The 16,281-nt window shown below is 56.5% G+C and carries 16 protein-coding genes; 11 read left to right on the forward strand and 5 right to left on the reverse strand.

All coding sequences use genetic code 11. From position 1 onward, the window contains the following. Positions 1-40 precede the first annotated feature (40 nt). The 6 genes from FMN52_RS13290 (at position 41) to FMN52_RS13315 (ending at position 7,910) form a co-directional block, all read left to right on the forward strand. On the forward strand, positions 41-2,140 hold the full coding sequence (locus FMN52_RS13290; protein WP_162851883.1) for a NosR/NirI family protein: 2,100 nt from the start codon (positions 41-43) through the stop codon (positions 2,138-2,140). 64 nt (positions 2,141-2,204) lie between these two features. Then, entirely contained in the window at positions 2,205-4,100 is a 1,896-nt protein-coding gene (nosZ, locus tag FMN52_RS13295) for a TAT-dependent nitrous-oxide reductase (protein ID WP_148609067.1), read from the forward strand. A gap of 233 nt (positions 4,101-4,333) precedes the next feature. Next, a complete protein-coding gene (locus tag FMN52_RS13300) occupies positions 4,334-5,602 on the forward strand; it encodes a nitrous oxide reductase family maturation protein NosD (RefSeq protein ID WP_148609068.1) in 1,269 nt (422 codons plus the stop codon). Further along, on the forward strand, positions 5,599-6,531 hold the full coding sequence (locus tag FMN52_RS13305; RefSeq protein ID WP_148609069.1) for an ABC transporter ATP-binding protein: 933 nt from the start codon (positions 5,599-5,601) through the stop codon (positions 6,529-6,531). The genes FMN52_RS13300 and FMN52_RS13305 overlap by 4 nt, the downstream gene beginning before the upstream one ends. Further along, complete coding sequence (locus tag FMN52_RS13310) at positions 6,528-7,358, forward strand: ABC transporter permease subunit (RefSeq protein ID WP_148609070.1); 831 nt, start codon at positions 6,528-6,530, stop codon at positions 7,356-7,358. Before FMN52_RS13305 ends, FMN52_RS13310 begins: the two co-directional genes overlap by 4 nt. Positions 7,359-7,373: 15 nt before the next feature. Then, the gene (locus FMN52_RS13315; RefSeq protein WP_148609071.1) at positions 7,374-7,910 is read left to right on the forward strand and encodes a nitrous oxide reductase accessory protein NosL; all 537 of its coding nucleotides are present in this window, start codon (positions 7,374-7,376) and stop codon (positions 7,908-7,910) included. Between the two features lie 58 nt (positions 7,911-7,968). Here FMN52_RS13315 and moaA read toward each other — a convergent pair whose 3' ends face one another. Then, entirely contained in the window at positions 7,969-8,961 is a 993-nt protein-coding gene (gene moaA / locus FMN52_RS13320) for a GTP 3',8-cyclase MoaA (RefSeq protein ID WP_148609072.1), read from the reverse strand. 97 nt (positions 8,962-9,058) lie between these two features. Then, a complete protein-coding gene (locus FMN52_RS13325) occupies positions 9,059-9,289 on the reverse strand; it encodes a hemerythrin domain-containing protein (protein ID WP_240339479.1) in 231 nt (76 codons plus the stop codon). A 207-nt stretch (positions 9,290-9,496) separates the two neighbouring features. Here FMN52_RS13325 and FMN52_RS13330 point away from each other — a divergent pair, with 207 nt between their 5' ends. The 3 genes from FMN52_RS13330 to FMN52_RS13340 are packed head-to-tail and all read left to right on the forward strand — an operon-like array spanning position 9,497 to position 10,594. After that, positions 9,497-9,712 carry a hypothetical protein gene (locus FMN52_RS13330; protein WP_148609073.1) on the forward strand — a complete coding sequence of 72 codons (216 nt, stop codon included), beginning with the start codon at positions 9,497-9,499 and terminating at the stop codon, positions 9,710-9,712. Between the two features lie 23 nt (positions 9,713-9,735). Beyond that, a complete protein-coding gene (locus FMN52_RS13335) occupies positions 9,736-10,128 on the forward strand; it encodes a YbaN family protein (protein WP_148609074.1) in 393 nt (130 codons plus the stop codon). A gap of 28 nt (positions 10,129-10,156) precedes the next feature. Continuing rightward, complete coding sequence (locus tag FMN52_RS13340) at positions 10,157-10,594, forward strand: Rrf2 family transcriptional regulator (protein ID WP_008175365.1); 438 nt, start codon at positions 10,157-10,159, stop codon at positions 10,592-10,594. Between the two features lie 42 nt (positions 10,595-10,636). On the opposite strand, the gene FMN52_RS13345 is transcribed toward FMN52_RS13340, so the two are convergent. Continuing rightward, complete coding sequence (locus FMN52_RS13345; protein ID WP_148609075.1) at positions 10,637-11,710, reverse strand: acyl-CoA desaturase; 1,074 nt, start codon at positions 11,708-11,710, stop codon at positions 10,637-10,639. Between the two features lie 54 nt (positions 11,711-11,764). Beyond that, complete coding sequence (locus FMN52_RS13350) at positions 11,765-12,868, reverse strand: ferredoxin reductase (protein ID WP_148609076.1); 1,104 nt, start codon at positions 12,866-12,868, stop codon at positions 11,765-11,767. Positions 12,869-13,064: 196 nt separating this feature from the next. Here FMN52_RS13350 and FMN52_RS13355 point away from each other — a divergent pair, with 196 nt between their 5' ends. Further along, positions 13,065-13,691, forward strand: coding sequence for a TetR family transcriptional regulator (locus FMN52_RS13355; protein ID WP_148609077.1), 627 nt, complete (start codon positions 13,065-13,067; stop codon positions 13,689-13,691). 12 nt (positions 13,692-13,703) lie between these two features. On the opposite strand, the gene FMN52_RS13360 is transcribed toward FMN52_RS13355, so the two are convergent. Continuing rightward, entirely contained in the window at positions 13,704-15,173 is a 1,470-nt protein-coding gene (locus tag FMN52_RS13360; RefSeq protein ID WP_148609078.1) for a wax ester/triacylglycerol synthase family O-acyltransferase, read from the reverse strand. A 216-nt stretch (positions 15,174-15,389) separates the two neighbouring features. On the opposite strand from FMN52_RS13360, the gene FMN52_RS13365 reads away from it, so the two are divergent. Then, positions 15,390-16,274 carry a bile acid:sodium symporter family protein gene (locus FMN52_RS13365; RefSeq protein ID WP_148609079.1) on the forward strand — a complete coding sequence of 295 codons (885 nt, stop codon included), beginning with the start codon at positions 15,390-15,392 and terminating at the stop codon, positions 16,272-16,274. The last annotated feature ends 7 nt before the right edge of the window (positions 16,275-16,281 follow it).

The raw sequence follows: 16,281 nt of genomic DNA on the forward strand, positions 1-16,281 counted from the left end.
CGTTTTTTCCCGCTTAACTTTTTTCTTTTTCGCATCGATCATGGCCCTGGCCCTGAATGCAGCGCCTCTGGCCAAGTATGAGCCTGTTGCCGGTCGTCAGGTCATCAAGCAGACGTTTCCGGATGTCACCAGGGTAAAGCATCGGAAAGGCAATCGAGCCATCCAGGAGCTCTATGCCCGTAAGGAACTGGTGGGCTACGCCTATCAGTCCCTGGATTTTGTCCAGACGCCCGCTTATTCGGGCAAACCCGTCAACGCCATGGTTGTGCTGGATACCGAAGGCACTATCAAGGCCGCCAAGGTGATCCATCACGATGAGCCCATTCTTCTGGTGGGTATTCCCGAAAGCAAGATGCACGCGTTTACCGATCAGTACACGGGCCTGAAAGCAGATCAGCGGGTAACCGTTGGCGGAACTTCCTCCGAACGCAAGGTTGCCGTTGATGGTTTGTCCGGAGCCACGGTTACCGTGATGGTGATCAACGAAGTGATTATGCGCACCGCCCATCGGGTGGCCGTGGAACTGGGGATGGTCGAGGGCGAGGACGGAACCCGTCCGCCGCTGGCCACGGTGAACAAACAGGCTTATGAACAGAAAACCTGGCAGGAACTGACCGGTGACGGCTCCGTGCGACGGTTACTGCTCACCAAGGGCCAGGTAGATGATTCATTCAAAGGCACCGAAGCCGAGGGTGTTGATGCCGCAGGCCCGGAAGAGCGAAATGAGCCGCTGATTGAACTGTATGCCGCCTACCTGGATGCGCCCACCATTGGCCGGAATCTGCTGGGAGAGAGTCAGTACCAGTGGCTGACGTCCGAGCTGCAGGAGGGTGAGCATGCCATTGCTGTGATGGCCAACGGTGAATACTCCTTCAAGGGCTCGGGTTATGTTCGCGGTGGCATTTTCGATCGTATCCAGATCCGTCAGTTCGGAGACACCTTCAATTTCCGGGACCTGGATTTCTACCGGCTGAGCGACGTCTATGCCGAAGGCATGCCGGAATTCACTGAGATGGCGATTTTCATCATTCGCCAGCAGTACAACTTCGATCCCGGCACTCCCTGGACACTTGAGCTCACGGTCAAGCGCCAGACCGGCCCTCTGGACAGCGAATTCCAGGTGTTTCCGCTGGAGTATCAGTTGCCGGAGCAGTATTACACCCGTCCGGAGCTCGTCGTTTCCGAGGAAGAATGGCTGGAGAGCCAGCCCATGTGGGTACAGGTCTGGTACCAGCGTGAATTCCAGATCACGGTATTGGGCATTGGCATTGGTGTGCTGCTGTTCATTCTGTTTTTCCAGGACTGGCTGGTCAAAAAGCCGAAAATGATGCGCTGGATCCGCCACGCGTTTCTCACCTACACCCTGGTTTTCATTGGCTGGTATGCCATGGGTCAGTTGTCGATTGTCAACGTGCTGACGTTTGCCAACAGTCTTATCAGTGGCTTCAGCTGGAACACCTTCCTGATTGACCCGGTGATTTTCATTCTCTGGGCCGTGGTGGCCGGCATCGTTCTTCTGTGGGGAAGGGCGGTCTACTGTGGATGGCTGTGCCCATTCGGCGCCCTGCAGGAGCTGCTGAATGAAATTGCCCGCAAGCTGAAGGTGCCCCAATACACCGTTCCCTTTGCTGTGCATGAGCGGCTCTGGGCCATCAAATACATCGTTCTGCTGGTGCTGTTCGGGGTGTCGCTGGATTCCATGGCAACCGCTGAACGGCTTGCAGAGGTGGAGCCGTTCAAGACCGCGATTACGCTCAAGTTTGATCGCAGCTGGCCTTTCGTGACCTACGCCGTCCTGTTGCTAGTGGTCAACCTGTTCACCCGCAAGGTTTTCTGTCGCTACATGTGCCCGCTGGGCGCGGCACTGGCGTTGCCGACCAAATTACGAGTGTTCGACTGGCTCAAGCGGCGCAAAGAATGTGGCAATCCCTGTCGGTTGTGTGATCACGAGTGTGAAGTTCAGGCGATCCACCCGGACGGCCACATCAACTATATGGAGTGTCATTACTGTCTGGATTGCCAGATGACCTATTTCGATGACCACAAGTGTCCGCCGCTGATTGTGAAACGACGCGGCAAGCGCCGTGGCCATAATGCACCCGGCCACCCGGAGGAAATACCCGTGGTTCAGGTGTCTTGAGTAGTCCCATAAAAAGAAAGCATGAGAAGTAAAACCGCCATTACCAATAACGGAGTTGGATGTTATGAAAAAAAGAGATGATCTGACCAAAGACCTGCAAGAGCTTCCGGAAAGCGGCCAGAGCCGCCGTCGGTTTATGGGGGCTGCAGCGCTGGCAGGTGTCGCCGGTGCAACCGGGCTTGGCACTGCAGTGATGTCGCGTGAGGCATTCGCGGCTGCCGCCGAGGAGGCCCGCAACAAATACGTGATCCATCCGGGAGAGCTCGACGAGTACTACGGTTTCTGGAGCGGTGGTCACTCCGGTGAAGTACGGGTTCTGGGTGTGCCTTCCATGCGGGAGCTTATGCGTATCCCTGTGTTCAACGTGGACTCTGCAACCGGGTGGGGCATCAGCAACGAGAGCAAAGACGTACTGGGTCATGATAATACCCATCTGAACGGCGACTCTCACCATCCTCATATTTCTATGACGGATGGTCGTTACGATGGCAAGTACCTGTTCATTAACGACAAGGCCAATACCCGGGTGGCACGGATCCGCCTGGACATCATGAAGTGTGACAAGATCACCACCATTCCGAATGTTCAGGCCATTCACGGCCTGCGTCTTCAGAAGGTTCCCAAGACCAAGTACGTGTTCTGCAACGCCGAGTATGTCATTCCCCATCCGAACGATGGCAGCGACACCAGCCTTGAAAGCAGCTTCACCATGTTCAACGCGGTAGACGCGGAAACCATGGAGGTGGCCTTTCAGGTGATTGTTGACGGTAACCTGGACAACACCGATGCGGACTACACCGGCAAGTACGCCTGCTCCACCTGCTACAACTCGGAGAAGGCGCTGGATCTGGCCGGCACCATGCGCAACGATCGCGACTGGGCGGTGGTATTCAACATCGAGCGCATTGAGCAGGCGGTCAAGAATGGCAACTACAAGACCCTGGGTGACTCCAAGGTGCCTGTGGTAGATGGTCGTGCCGGCTCGGAACTGACCCGTTACATCCCGGTTCCGAAGAACCCGCATGGTCTGAATACCTCCCCGGACGGCAAGTACTTTATTGCCAACGGCAAGCTGTCACCAACGGCCACCATTATTGCAATCGACAAGCTGGATGATCTGTTCGATGGCAAGATTGAGCCGCGCGATACGGTGGTAGGCGAACCGGAACTGGGCCTTGGGCCCCTGCACACAACCTTCGATGGCCGTGGCAATGCCTATACCACTCTGTTTATCGACAGCCAGGTGGCGAAGTGGAACATCGCGGATGCCATCAAGCACTACAACGGCGAGGATGTGAACTACATCCGTCAGAAGCTGGACGTGCATTATCAGCCTGGACACAACCACGCGTCCCTGACCGAATCGCGGGATGCTGATGGCAAATGGCTGGTGGTGCTGTCCAAGTTCTCCAAGGACCGGTTCCTGCCGGTTGGGCCGTTGCACGCAGAGAACGACCAGCTGATCGATATCTCCGGCGAGGAGATGAAGCTTGTTCACGATGGCCCGACCTTTGCCGAGCCTCACGACTGTATTCTGGTCCGCCGTGATCAGATCAAGACCAAGAAAATCTACGATCGCAACGATCCGTTCTTCGCATCTGCCCGTGAGCAGGCGGAAAAGGATGGTGTCACGCTTGAAGCTGACAACAAGGTGATCCGGGACGGCAACAAGGTCCGCGTCTATATGACGTCGATTGCGCCACAGTACGGGATGACCGAGTTCAAGGTGAAGCAGGGCGATGAGGTGACGGTTTACGTGACCAACCTCGACACCATTGAGGATGTGACCCATGGTTTCTGTATGGTCAACCATGGTGTGAGCATGGAGGTAAGTCCACAGCAGACGTCTTCTGTGACCTTCAAGGCGGATCGTCCCGGGGTGCATTGGTACTACTGCAACTGGTTCTGTCATGCGCTGCATATGGAGATGCGGGGTCGCATGATTGTAGAGAAGGCCTGATAGGTCGTTCTTTCACCGGGACCCGTGTGTGGGTCCCGGTGTTCCTTTTACCGATTTCGGAGAAGCAAACCAAGAGGGAAGGCCTTTCCAAAACACGCTCCTTGCGGCACGTCCATGTGACGCTTGGGCTCCGCCATCCATGGCTCCGCACAGTTTTGGAAAGGCCTTCCCTCTTGGTTCGCCAGGCTTGAGTGCAGGCCCCTGCAACTTTATCGCTTTCTAGAGAGACATTGATGTATTCACTTTTGCGTTATGGAGTGGCCCTGACCGTCGCTCTGTTATCGCTGACCGCGAACGCGGACCTGCAAGAACAGCTTGATGCCCTGGAACCGGGCGCGAGCTTTGAGCTTCCCCCTGAGCAGATTTCGTCTCTGGCTATCCGGGTGCCCGGGGTGTCTGTGTCTTGCCATGAAGAGACGGTGATTGACCCGGGCGGGCAGGGTAATGCAGTGGATATCGTTGCCGAGGGGGTGACGTTTTCCGGCTGTGGCATTCGCAACTGGGGCCGAGACCTGAACGAGCTGGATGCGGGGATTTTTGTGGCTAGGGAGGCCAGGGGCGCGGTTGTTGAGAACAACCGTTTGCAGGGGCCTGCGTTCGGGGTGTGGTTGGATGCAACGCCGGATGTGACGGTCCGAAATAATACAATTCGCGGTGATGACAGTCTGCGTCCGAATGACCGGGGCAATGGCATTCACCTGTTCAATACCACCGGCGCGCTGATTGAGGGCAATGACATTCGTCAGACCCGGGATGCGATCTATATCGAGACGGCAAATAACAATACGATCCGGGGTAATGAGATGGCGGATCTGCGTTATGGCATCCATTACATGTACTCGATGGATAATCTGCTGGAGAACAATGTCACCCGTAATACTCGGACCGGTTATGCGCTGATGCAGAGCAAGCGCCTGAAGGTGATTAACAACCGGTCGGTGAATGATGAGAACTACGGGATTCTGATGAATTTCATTACCCAGTCGGAGCTGCGGGGTAATGTGGTGACCGGGGTGTCCCAGGGCCGCACCGGCGGGGTGACGATTGAGGGAGCCGAAGGGAAGGCGGTGTTTATCTATAACTCCCTGTACAACATTTTTGAAGGCAATCTGTTTGCGGATAGCAATATTGGTATTCACTTGACGGCCGGTTCTGAAGATAACGAGGTATTCGGGAACGCCTTCGTGAATAACCAGCGACAGGTGAAGTATGTGGCAACCCGCACGCAGGAGTGGTCCAGTGATGGTAACGGCAATTACTGGAGTGACTACCTTGGATGGGACCGGAATCAGGATGGTATCGGGGATGTGCCATACGAGCCCAATGACAATGTTGACCGACTGCTCTGGAAGTACCCGGAAGCCAAGGTGCTGATGTTCAGTCCGGCGGTGGATACCCTGCGTTGGGTCCAGGATGCCTTTCCGGTGGTCAAGGCCGCCGGTGTCACCGATTCCCATCCCCTGATGCGGATGCCCGCAGAGCTTGAACCGGAGAACCGATGAGCTGTTTTGACCTTGATAATGTGAGTTACCGGTACGACAAGAACCCGGTCCTTAGGGGGATCGATCTGACTCTAGAGCCGGGGGAAATTCTGGGGTTGTTCGGCCATAATGGGGCCGGTAAGACGACCTGTATCAAGCTGATCCTGGGGCTTATGACCCCCAATCAGGGATCGGTTTCCGTGCTCGGCGGTCACGCCGGCGATCCGCAGGTAACCCAGCACATCGGTTACCTCCCGGAGAATGTGATGTTTTATCCGCAGCTGACCGGTCGGGAGATTCTGAACCATTTCGCACGGCTGAAAGGCGCCTCCCTGCAACAGGTGCCCAAGCTGCTCGAACAGGTTGGCCTTGGCGATGAGATGGATGCCCGTACCAAGACTTACTCCAAAGGTATGCGCCAGCGTCTTGGTCTGGCCCAGGCGCTGTTGGGCAAACCGAAGCTGTTGATGCTGGACGAGCCTACCGTGGGTCTGGATCCGGTAGCCACGGCAGATCTGTACCGGCTGCTCCGGAAATTGCGTGAGGGCGGCACAGGCATTGTGCTGTGTTCCCATGTCCTGCCCGGTGTTGAACCCTACATTGATCGTGCAGCCATCCTCACCGATGGCGCACTAAAGGCCGCCGGCGATCTGGCCGCGTTAAGGCGGCAGGCCAATATGCCGGTAACCCTGTCTCTGGATCCCGCCAATAGTATCTCGGCGCTGGAAGATGTAATCGACAGGGCATCGAGTAGCAGTGGCCTGATCATCAAGTCCGATAGCGGGCGCCTGCGGGTGGATGTGCAGCCGAGGGATAAAATGGCCTTGCTGCATGCACTGATGGCGTCGGGCGAAGTGGCAGATGTCAGCATTCATCAGCCCAGTCTGGAAGACATCTACGTGCACTTTATCGGTTCGGGTGGCCTGGCCCATCGGGGAGGCAGTCAATGAACAGTATCTGGACCATTGCCCGCAAAGAACTCAGTGACAGCCTGCGCAACCGCTGGCTGATGGCCATTTCCCTCGTGTTTGCGACTCTGGCCCTGGGCATCGCCTGGTTTGGCGCCGCCGCTTCCGGGCAGGTGGGATATGCCTCGACGCCGGCCACCATTGCCAGTCTGGCGAGCCTTGGAATCTTCCTGATCCCGTTGATTGCTCTGCTGCTGGCCTACGATGCCATCGTTGGGGAAGAAGAGGGAGGAACCCTGTTGTTACTGCTGACTTACCCTCTCAGCCGCAGCCAGTTGCTCCTCGGAAAGTTCCTGGGCCATGGCCTGACCCTCGCTCTCGCCACCGTGATTGGCTTCGGAGTCGCCGGCGTGGCCATTGCCGTGCTGGTGGAAAACGTTGCTATCGCCAGTCTCGCGGCAGCCATGCTGCGGTTTATTGGCTCCACTGTTTTGTTGGGATGGGGCTTTATTGCCCTTGCCTACGTGATCAGTGTGCGGGTCAGCGAAAAGCCCATCGCCGCCGGCCTGGCCCTGGCGATCTGGTTCTTCTTCGTGCTGATCTTCGACCTGATGCTGCTGGGTACCCTCGTGGCGAGTGAAGGCCAGTTCAGCGCTGAACTGTTGCCCTGGCTGTTAATGCTCAATCCCACGGATATCTACCGCCTGCTCAATATCGTTGCCTTCGGCGATACCGCCCAGCTCAGTGGCGTCCTCAGTCTGGGAGCCGACCTACCCATCGGCGCCGCCGGCCTGTGGATTGGTCTGGTGCTATGGTTTGCCATCCCGCTGGCGGGTGCCCTGCTACTTTTCCGAAACCGTCGTATCTGAACGGAGTTGTCATTGATGAACCCAACCAAGCTGAACTGGCTCCTGGCCGCCCTGGCAGCCATAACCCTCACCGCCTGTTCGGGCAACGAGGAACAGACCATGGCCCAACCCGAACCGGTGCACTTCAAAAGCGGCGATGAATGCCACGTCTGCGGTATGATGATCGACAATTTCCCGGGTCCGAAGGGGGAAGCCATCACCGAAAAGAACCAGCACGTTCGCAAGTTTTGCTCCACCCGAGACATGTTCGCGTGGGCGCTCCAGCCAGAGAACGTCAACCGCAATCACACCCTGTACGTCCACGACATGGCCGAGACTGAGTGGGCAAGCCCGGACGACACCTCTTTAATCGATGCCCGTGAAGCCTTCTACGTTGTCGGTTCCAGCCGAAAGGGCGCCATGGGCCCAACCCTGGCGTCATTCGGGAATCAGGCTGACGCCGGTGGTTTTGCCGCTGAACATGGCGGTGAGGTGTTGGCTTACAGCGAAATCACCATGGATCACCTGAATACCGGCATGGCGATGCATAGTATGGATGGAATGGACCACTAGAAATGAAAAAAGGGGTCAGATGAAAGCCTTCATCTGACCCCTTCGTTGTGCCAGCCGCTTAGCCGCCGGTCATATTCATAAACCGAAGAATCTGAACATCTCCGTTTGTGGAGAAGTGATGCCGCTCCGGCTTCAGATCCATGGCATTGATAATGGTTTCCCGCAGCTTGTCATCGGTCACCGGATTACCACGCAGAACCCGGCGCAGATCCACCGAGTGCTCGTTGCCCAGGCAAAGAAGCAGCCGACCCTCAACGGTCACCCGCACCCGATTGCAGGTAGAGCAGAAGTTGTGGGAATGGGGGGAGATGAAACCAACCCGGGTCTCGCTATCCTCCATCCGGTAGTATCGGGCGGGACCGCCGGAATCCTCGGTTGCGGGAACCAGTTCGTGGTGCTTGCGGATGATGTCCCGCACCTCTTCGCTGGTACACAGCGCCAGTCCCCGATCGTGTTCGGAAATCTCACCCAGGGGCATCTCTTCAATAAAGCTGATATCCACCTGCTTCTTCCGGGCGAACTCGATCAGCTCGGGAATCTCCTCATCGTTGCGGCCCTTCATTACGACCGTATTGATCTTGATGCCCCGGAAGCCGGCCTCGCGGGCGGCATCAATGCCGTCCAGTACCTGTGAGAGTTTGCCGGTGCGGGTTATGTTGCGGAATTTCTCGGCGTCCAGGGAATCCAGGCTGATATTCAGGCGATGCATACCCGCCTTGCGCAGGGGTTCGGCCATCGTCGTCAGCTGGCTGCCATTGGTGGTCATGGCAAAGTCGCGCAGCCCGTAGGTGCCGATCTCCTTTACCAGTTCCAGAATGTCCTTGCGTACCAGTGGTTCGCCCCCGGTCAGGCGAATTTTTTCGGTACCCAGATCAACAAAGTTGCGGGCAACCCGGGCGATTTCCTCGAGAGTCAGAACCTGCTGGCGGGGCAGGAAAGTCATGTCCTCGGCCATACAGTAAACGCAGCGGAAGTCGCACCGGTCAGTGACGGACAGACGCACGTAATTGACGGTGCGACCAAAACGGTCTGTCAGCTTGTTCTGGGGCATCGGGTTGGTCCTGTTGCCGATTGTTTTTTAACCTGAGTATAGACCAAGTATTGCAGATTGGATCACCAATTCCGATACCCCTCGGGAGGTAAGCCCACTACCCTTGGGCCGTCAGGCCGTCTATCCGCGCAAACAGCACGGAGTTTTCCAGAGCGATGTGCTCCTTCAGGTCTTCGCGAAAAACGCCAACCTGGTCATAGAGCTTGCACCAGGTGTTGCAGGCGCCGTCTGGTAAGCTCAGTTTGTTAGTGAGAGCGTCAAGGCGGGCGAGGGCGGAATCATGCCCCTCATGCTCTGCCCGCATAACTGATATGGGGCCAAGGGCCATGCGGGATGACTGCCATGAACCCGTTCCACCCTCTGTGCCATCCGGATCAGCTCGGGGAGCTGATCACGGTGGGTATCGTGGTACCTGGTGAGGATGTGTTCGATTATTGGTCGGCGTCTTCTTCTATCTTGACAAGATATTCGGGTTGAAAGTCCTCCAAAAGAAGTCTATAAAATACATATTAAAGATGTATTTTGGAGGTTTCAAATGGAAAATCTGCTTTTCAGGGCAAACAGTGCGATGGTCTGGTCACTGCTGGGGCTGGTCGCAACAATCCTGGTTGCTTATCCTCTGGCGCAACACTTTTCGATGGCCTTTCAGATTCTGGCTCATGTGGGAACCTTGCTATTCGCCGTGGGTATCAAGGTGGCCTACGTGGCGCGTCTGGTATTTCTCAGCCGTTTGGGCAGACCTGTTCATTGAATCCCGGTAGAATAGATGCAGTTATGAACCTTGGTGAGAACCCCGTGATGGGCGATCTTTTTGGGAAAACCGGATTTCGTATTCTTGCGTATATCTCAATTACGCTGGCTGCTGCAGGAGTGGTTTTGCCGTTGTTGCCCACAACGCCCTTTGTTCTGCTGGCCGCATTTTTTGCCAGCAAGGGGTCTCCGGCTTTTGCTCAGTGGCTTGAAGACCATCCCAGATTCGGCCCTGCCATTGATCAATGGCGTACACGGAGGGCAGTGCCGGCACGGGCGAAGGTTCTGGCGTGCAGCATGATGGCGCTGAGTTGGGGGATGCTGGTTGCGCTGGGAGCGTCGGGGATGGTTTTGGGCATTTCTGGCGTATTTTTGTGCGGCACCGCCTGTTACCTGGTTACACGACCTTCTTATTGAACGATTGTCATAACGACTGGAGTTTTGAATGCACATCACCCGTTACACGGATTATTCACTTCGCGTACTGATATATCTGGCAGTGCAGGGTGATCGTCTGGCGACCATTCAGGAAATCGCCGACAGCTATGATATCTCCAAAAACCACCTTATGAAGGTGGTGCATCAGCTGAACAAAAAAGGCTATATCGAAACCATCCGGGGCAAGAAAGGGGGGATGCGTCTGCATCGCGCACCCTCGGATATAAACGTTGGCATTCTGGTGCGGGAAACCGAACAGGATCTGAGTATCGTCGAGTGTTTTTCTTCCAAGAATGCCTGCAAGATAACGCCGGTGTGTGGCCTGAAATCGATGTTTGGTGAGGCGTTGAAAGCGTTCCTGGAGGTGCTCGACAAGTACACTCTGGCCGATGTTATCCAGGACCAGCACCGGCCACAGCTCTTGAGATTGCTTCAGATAGCCTGACGCGGCCAGGCGCCTTTTCGGCGCCTGGCCGGTCCTGCCCTGTCATGCCGCTCTGGCCATTCCCATCAACTTCTCCGGCAGCGAATACCGCAGGACCCGCTTAACCACCGTGCCGTACTGCTTCGCAAAACTCCCGGTGTTGTAGTGAATACCGTGCTTTCGACAGACCGCCTGCACCTTCCCGGAAATCTCCGGATACCGGTGGGCGGGCAGGTCCGGAAACACGTGATGCTCCACCTGATAGCTCAGATGGCCGCTCAGAATATGCAGCCAGCGGCCCCCGGTGAAGTTAGAGGACCCGGTGAGCTGTCGCAAATACCAGTGGCCCTTGCTCTCACCCTCGCATTCCTCCTCCGTGAAGGTTTCCGCATCCTGGGTAAAGTGGCCACAGAAAATCACGGTGGATGACCAGAGGTTGCGGATCAGATTGGCGCCAACATTTCCGGCCAGAACAATGGGCGCCACCGGAAAGGTGACCAGCGGAAAGAAGACATAGTCCTTGAACGCTTGCCGGCCACCCTTGCGGGCGAACTCTTTAAGAAACGGAAGCTTTTCACGCCAACTGATTTCCCGGCTCCGCAGTTTCTCGGTTTCAAGTTCGTGCAGCCCCACGCCCCACTGGAAAAACACACTCAGCAGGATGTAATTGATGAATTGCAGCGCGTGCCAGGGCTTCCATGGCTCGTCATCGGTTAGTCGCAATACGGCGTAGCCATAGTCGCGGTCCTTTCCGATGATGTTGGTGTAGGTGTGATGCTCATAGTTGTGAGTGCGACGCCAGGAATCTCCTGTGCATACCGTATCCCACTCGTAAGTCTGGGAATGCAGGCTCGGGTCATTCATCCAGTCGTACTGGCCGTGCATGACATTATGGCCGATCTCCATGTTTTCCAGGATCTTGGCAATGCCCAGGGTTGCGGTGGCGGCAACGAATACCGGCGGTATGAAACCGAAGGGCATCATGATCCGGCCCCCGGCTTCCAGGCTTCGGTGTAGGCGAACCATGCGCCGGATGTATCGAGCATCCCGTTCGCCGAGATCCGCAAGCACCTCATCCCGGATTGTGTTGAGATCTGTTTCCAGTTCCGCCAGTTGTGTTTCGGTCATCTTTTTCATGGTGATACTCCCTGCGGTGCACTGAGGCTCCGCGATGAAATCGGGTGTTGATTCTTAGAGATCGAGTGAGACCGGGCCTCGAGGTACAGAGATACAGAGTTGAACGGTCTCCTCGCCAGGGCCGGAAGCCTGGCCGGTCAGGCGATTGATAACGGTCCCTGTAGTTTTCCGGCAACTGCATTGGTGGCAAATGCCCATTCGGCAGCCGTAGCGCGGAGTCAGGCCGGCGGCCTCGGCGATTTCCAGCAAGCTTGCATCGCCCTGGGATCCGACTTCCAGCTGGCTGCCTTCGAACTGAACCTCGCCACCGAGCGTTTCGTTTCCCAGGTCTGCCTTGCCCACTGAGAAGAACGTGCTGTGGACATCTTCTTCGGCAAAGCCTCGCTGGTAGAGGAGGTTCTGAGCCAGGTCCATGAGTCCCTTTGGGCCGCAGAGATACACCTGGCGAGCCTTGATGCCCGGTACCGCATCCAGGTCCCGGTCACGAAGGTAGCGAGGTTCTTTCGACTCGTTGGTGGCAATGATATTAAGCGTCAGGGCGCTGTAGCGTGCTTCCAGGGCCAGCAGTTTTTCCCGGGCAATAACATCATCACGAGTTCGAACGAAATACAGTAAGGTTACCGGTGCCCGGTAATCCTGGGCCGCCATGGTTTCAAGCTGGCTCAGCACGGGCGTGATCCCGCTGCCACCGGCAATAAACAGGACCGGCTGAGCCGGTTCTGGTATCTGAAAGTCGCCAAAGGCCTCACCCAAGCCGATTACCGCACCGGTTTGCAGGTGATCGTGAATCCAGTTGGTCACCAGCCCGCCCGGAAGGCGTTTGATGGTCAGCGTGACCAGCCCCTCTTCTTGCCACAACAGGGGCGAGCTCGAGAGACTGAAGGTGCGGTTTCGGCGGATCCCATCAACTTCAATACAGATGTTCACATGTTGGCCCGCACCGAAACCGGACCAACGCCGGGCCGGTTTCAATACCAGGGTTTTGGTGTCCCGGGTTTCAGAAAGGACCTGCTCCACCCTGGCCGGTGTGTACTCTTGTACCCACATGGGGTTGATGCGTTCGAGCAGCGGGTCGAAAAATGCCTCTGGATCGTTCCGGTTGAACAGCTGCCTGCCAAGCCAGTGAAGAGCTTTGTGTTGGGTGTTTTTCGCTAGCATGCTGAGTGCCTCCCTGAGGCTTTCGGTTGTCCGTGTGTACAAGTGTTCACTAATGTGTACGAATGTACACAAGGCGATTGACAGTGACAACGGCTCAGCTCGCAATGGCTCAAAATGACAAGCATTCTGTACTTTTATTTTTGCGGATGTGTACACTTGTGAGCCATTGGCTAACGGCAGGCGGTACGGACACAAGATGGCGGAAAAACAAAGAAGAAAGCCCGGTGAAACCCGCGAGAAACTGATGAGCGCGGCGTTAACGCTGGTTGGCAAAGGGCGGCATTTCGCCAGTCTTGGGATCCGGGAAGTGACACGTCAGGCGGGTGTTGTACCGACCTCGTTTTACCGGCATTTCCGCAATATGGACGATCTGGGACTGCAGCTTGTGGATGAGCTTGGGCTGGTGCTGCGAAGGATGATGAGGGAGGCCCGGGCAAACGTATTGCAGGCGGACAAATTGATTGAAGAATCGGTGGCAATCTTTATCAGCCACGCCCAGGCCAACCGGAGTTTTTTCCTGTTTATGGCCCAGGGGTTAGCGGGTGAGAGCCGGGCGGTGCAGGAAGGCATCCGCAGTGAAATGCGCTTCTTTGCCAGCGAGCTTGCCAACGATCTGCGTAGACTGAGACTGGTGGATCACCTGACCGACCAGGATCTCGACATGACCTGCGACCTGGTGGTGCGAAGCGTCGCCTTCAGCCTGACCGATCTGCTCGGGGTATCAGCCGACGACGACTACCAGATTGACCAGATCCGGAAGCGGACCACCCGCTTCCTTCAACTGATTTTTGTGGGCGCAGCCCACTGGCAAAGCGCGGGCTGAGAGTCCGCGAGATCAGTCGGCTTTACTTTTTCCTGTGGACCGCTTCCGTGGCGCCTTGGGTTTGGCCGGAGTTTTAGGCTTGGCCTTTGGCGGCAAGACCAGGCTTTCCAGTTCGTCCAACGCCTCACCGGTGTATACCGCCAGCCTTTGCATGCTTGGCAGGGTGTCCCTGCAGCCTGTGTAGCCGAAGTTCAGTGACCCGTCATAGCTCAGACAGGTGATGTTCAGTGCGCCCCCGTGAGTAATCAGCGAGACAGGGTACATGGCCTCCAGTTTCGCGCCCTCGTAGTAAAGCGTTCTCTGGGGCCCCGGCACATTGGAAATCGTGACATTGAACACCGGGCGCATCCTTCCGCCCAGGCCGGACATCAGCTGCAGTATGTAGGGCGACATCAAAAGCATGGTGTATTGGGTCAGAGCGCTTTTAGGCAACTTCTGGAGATGCTCTTTCGCCCTGCGGGTGGATGACTTGATGTTTTGCAGGCGGGTCAGTGGATCCGCTTCGTCGGTTGCAAGCGAAGCGATCATGAAACTGATCTGGGTGCCTGTCCCTTCGTCATCGGACGGCCGGATGTTGACCGGGATGCCGGCGGTGAGGGGAACGTCCGGCAGCTCATCCTGTTCCAGCAGAAAGCGCCGGAGGGCGGTACCGCATAGATACAGGACGATATCATTCAAGGAGCCGCCGGAAACGTGAGCAAGCTGTTTGATCCGCTCCAGTTGATAATGCTGGGTGGCAAACCGGCGCTGGCCGGTGACCCGGTGATTGATCTTGGAGACGGGGCCGGTGAACGGCGCCGTCAGGCCGTCCTCTGGGTGACGGACTGAATGTACCAGCCGATTGCCCGCCTGCCACAGCCGTGGCGCCATATCTGCCTGCAGTTTCAGGGCATCCATGGCCTGTGAAACGGCGCCCGGCACGCTGGCCTCGGAGTCGGATTTGCTGCCGCGACGACGCTCCGGTCGAACCGACCAGGGTGGCGGCATATCCCTTTTATCGGGATCTGTCGTCAGCACCCGCTGCATCAGCCGAACACCGCTGATGCCATCGATCATGGAATGATGCATCTTGGTATAAAGCGCGAACCGATTGTTCTCAAGCCCTTCGATAACATGGCATTCCCACAGCGGGCGGGAAAAATCGAGGGGGTTGGAGTGCAGGCGTGATACCAGAATACCCAGCTCCCGTTCACCGCCGGGGCGAGGCAGCGCGGAGTGGCGCACGTGGTAGTCCAGGTCGATTTTCTTGTCGACTTTCCAGCCCGGCGCAATTACCCGGCCCAACAGTCCGGACCAGGCAAGCTTTAAACCCCAGGGGGGCGCTACGTCACCGGTTTCCTTCATGCGGGTCACCATGTCCCGAAGAAAGGTTTCAGGGGCGCCCTCCGGTAGAGAAAAGATCTGCAGGTTTCCCACGTGCATGGGGGTGTCTTCAGATTCTACGGCCAGCCAAGAGGCATCCAGGGTTCCCAGGCGTTTCATTCCTTGTGTGTCTCCACGAGTGTCCAGGTATTTTAATTGTCTGATGCAAGTATACTTGCAACCGATCCCGTACACGATGCTTCAGGTCATAAAGTTCCCCGGTTTTGTTGTGTTTTACCATCGCAAACGTTTGCCGTTTCAGGCTCCCGAAAGGCACCAGTCTGTGCTACTTTTCATCGGTTGGTTGCAGTAAAAACAAAAACATCCGGAGGCACTGTGGAATCCAGCCCGCTTATCTCGGCAGGACTGCCGATTGCTCTGTTCATTATCATGATCGGTATCGGCATGACCCTGACGATACGTGACTTCCGCCAGGTTGCTGTGTATCCCAAGGGGATGATTGTCGGCACCGTTGCCCAGATTCTTGTCATGCCTCTCATCGCTTTCATGCTGGCCACGTTGCTGGCGGTTCCGCCGGCCATAGCCGTCGGACTGGTGATCATTGCTGCGTGCCCGGGGGGCACCACATCGAATCTGTTTGTGCTGCTATCGCGGGGCAACATCGCGCTTTCCATTGTTCTTACCGTCAGTGCCAGCCTGATCACCATCCTGACCCTGCCATTGTTCACCAACATTGCGCTTCAGCACTACATGGGAACCGAGGAAAACATTGTGTTGCCGGTATGGAAAACCGTGGGCATGCTGATTGGCATTGTACTGTTCCCGGTTGCCATCGGCATGGTAGTTCGTACCCGCAACCCAGAAGTTGCCCGTAAGGCTGAAAGCATCGTCAGCATCTTCGGTGGTATCGTGCTGGCGGTACTGATTGTGGCACTGGTGTACGGAGTTCGTGACCAGATCTGGGAGCTTCTGAAACAGGCGGGGCCGGCAACCATCCTGTTAAATGTGGCTGGCATCACCCTGGGTCTTGCGGTCGGCCGTATGGCGGGGCTGACTCAGCGGGAATCGCTCGCAGTAGCGGTCGAGCTGGGGGTAAAGAACGGTACCATAGCCCTGATGGTCACCCTGACGCTGCTGGAGTCCAGCGCCATGTCCATCCCGGCCGCGGTATACGGGGTGCTGATGTTCCCGATAGGCTTTGTTCTAGCCATGTATGGCCGAAGCATTATTCCGATTTCGACCGTACAGAGCAAAAACTGACTGGAGT

The organism is Marinobacter sp. BW6 (assembly GCF_008107725.1).
In the GTDB taxonomy this organism is placed as follows: Bacteria; Pseudomonadota; Gammaproteobacteria; order Pseudomonadales; family Oleiphilaceae; genus Marinobacter.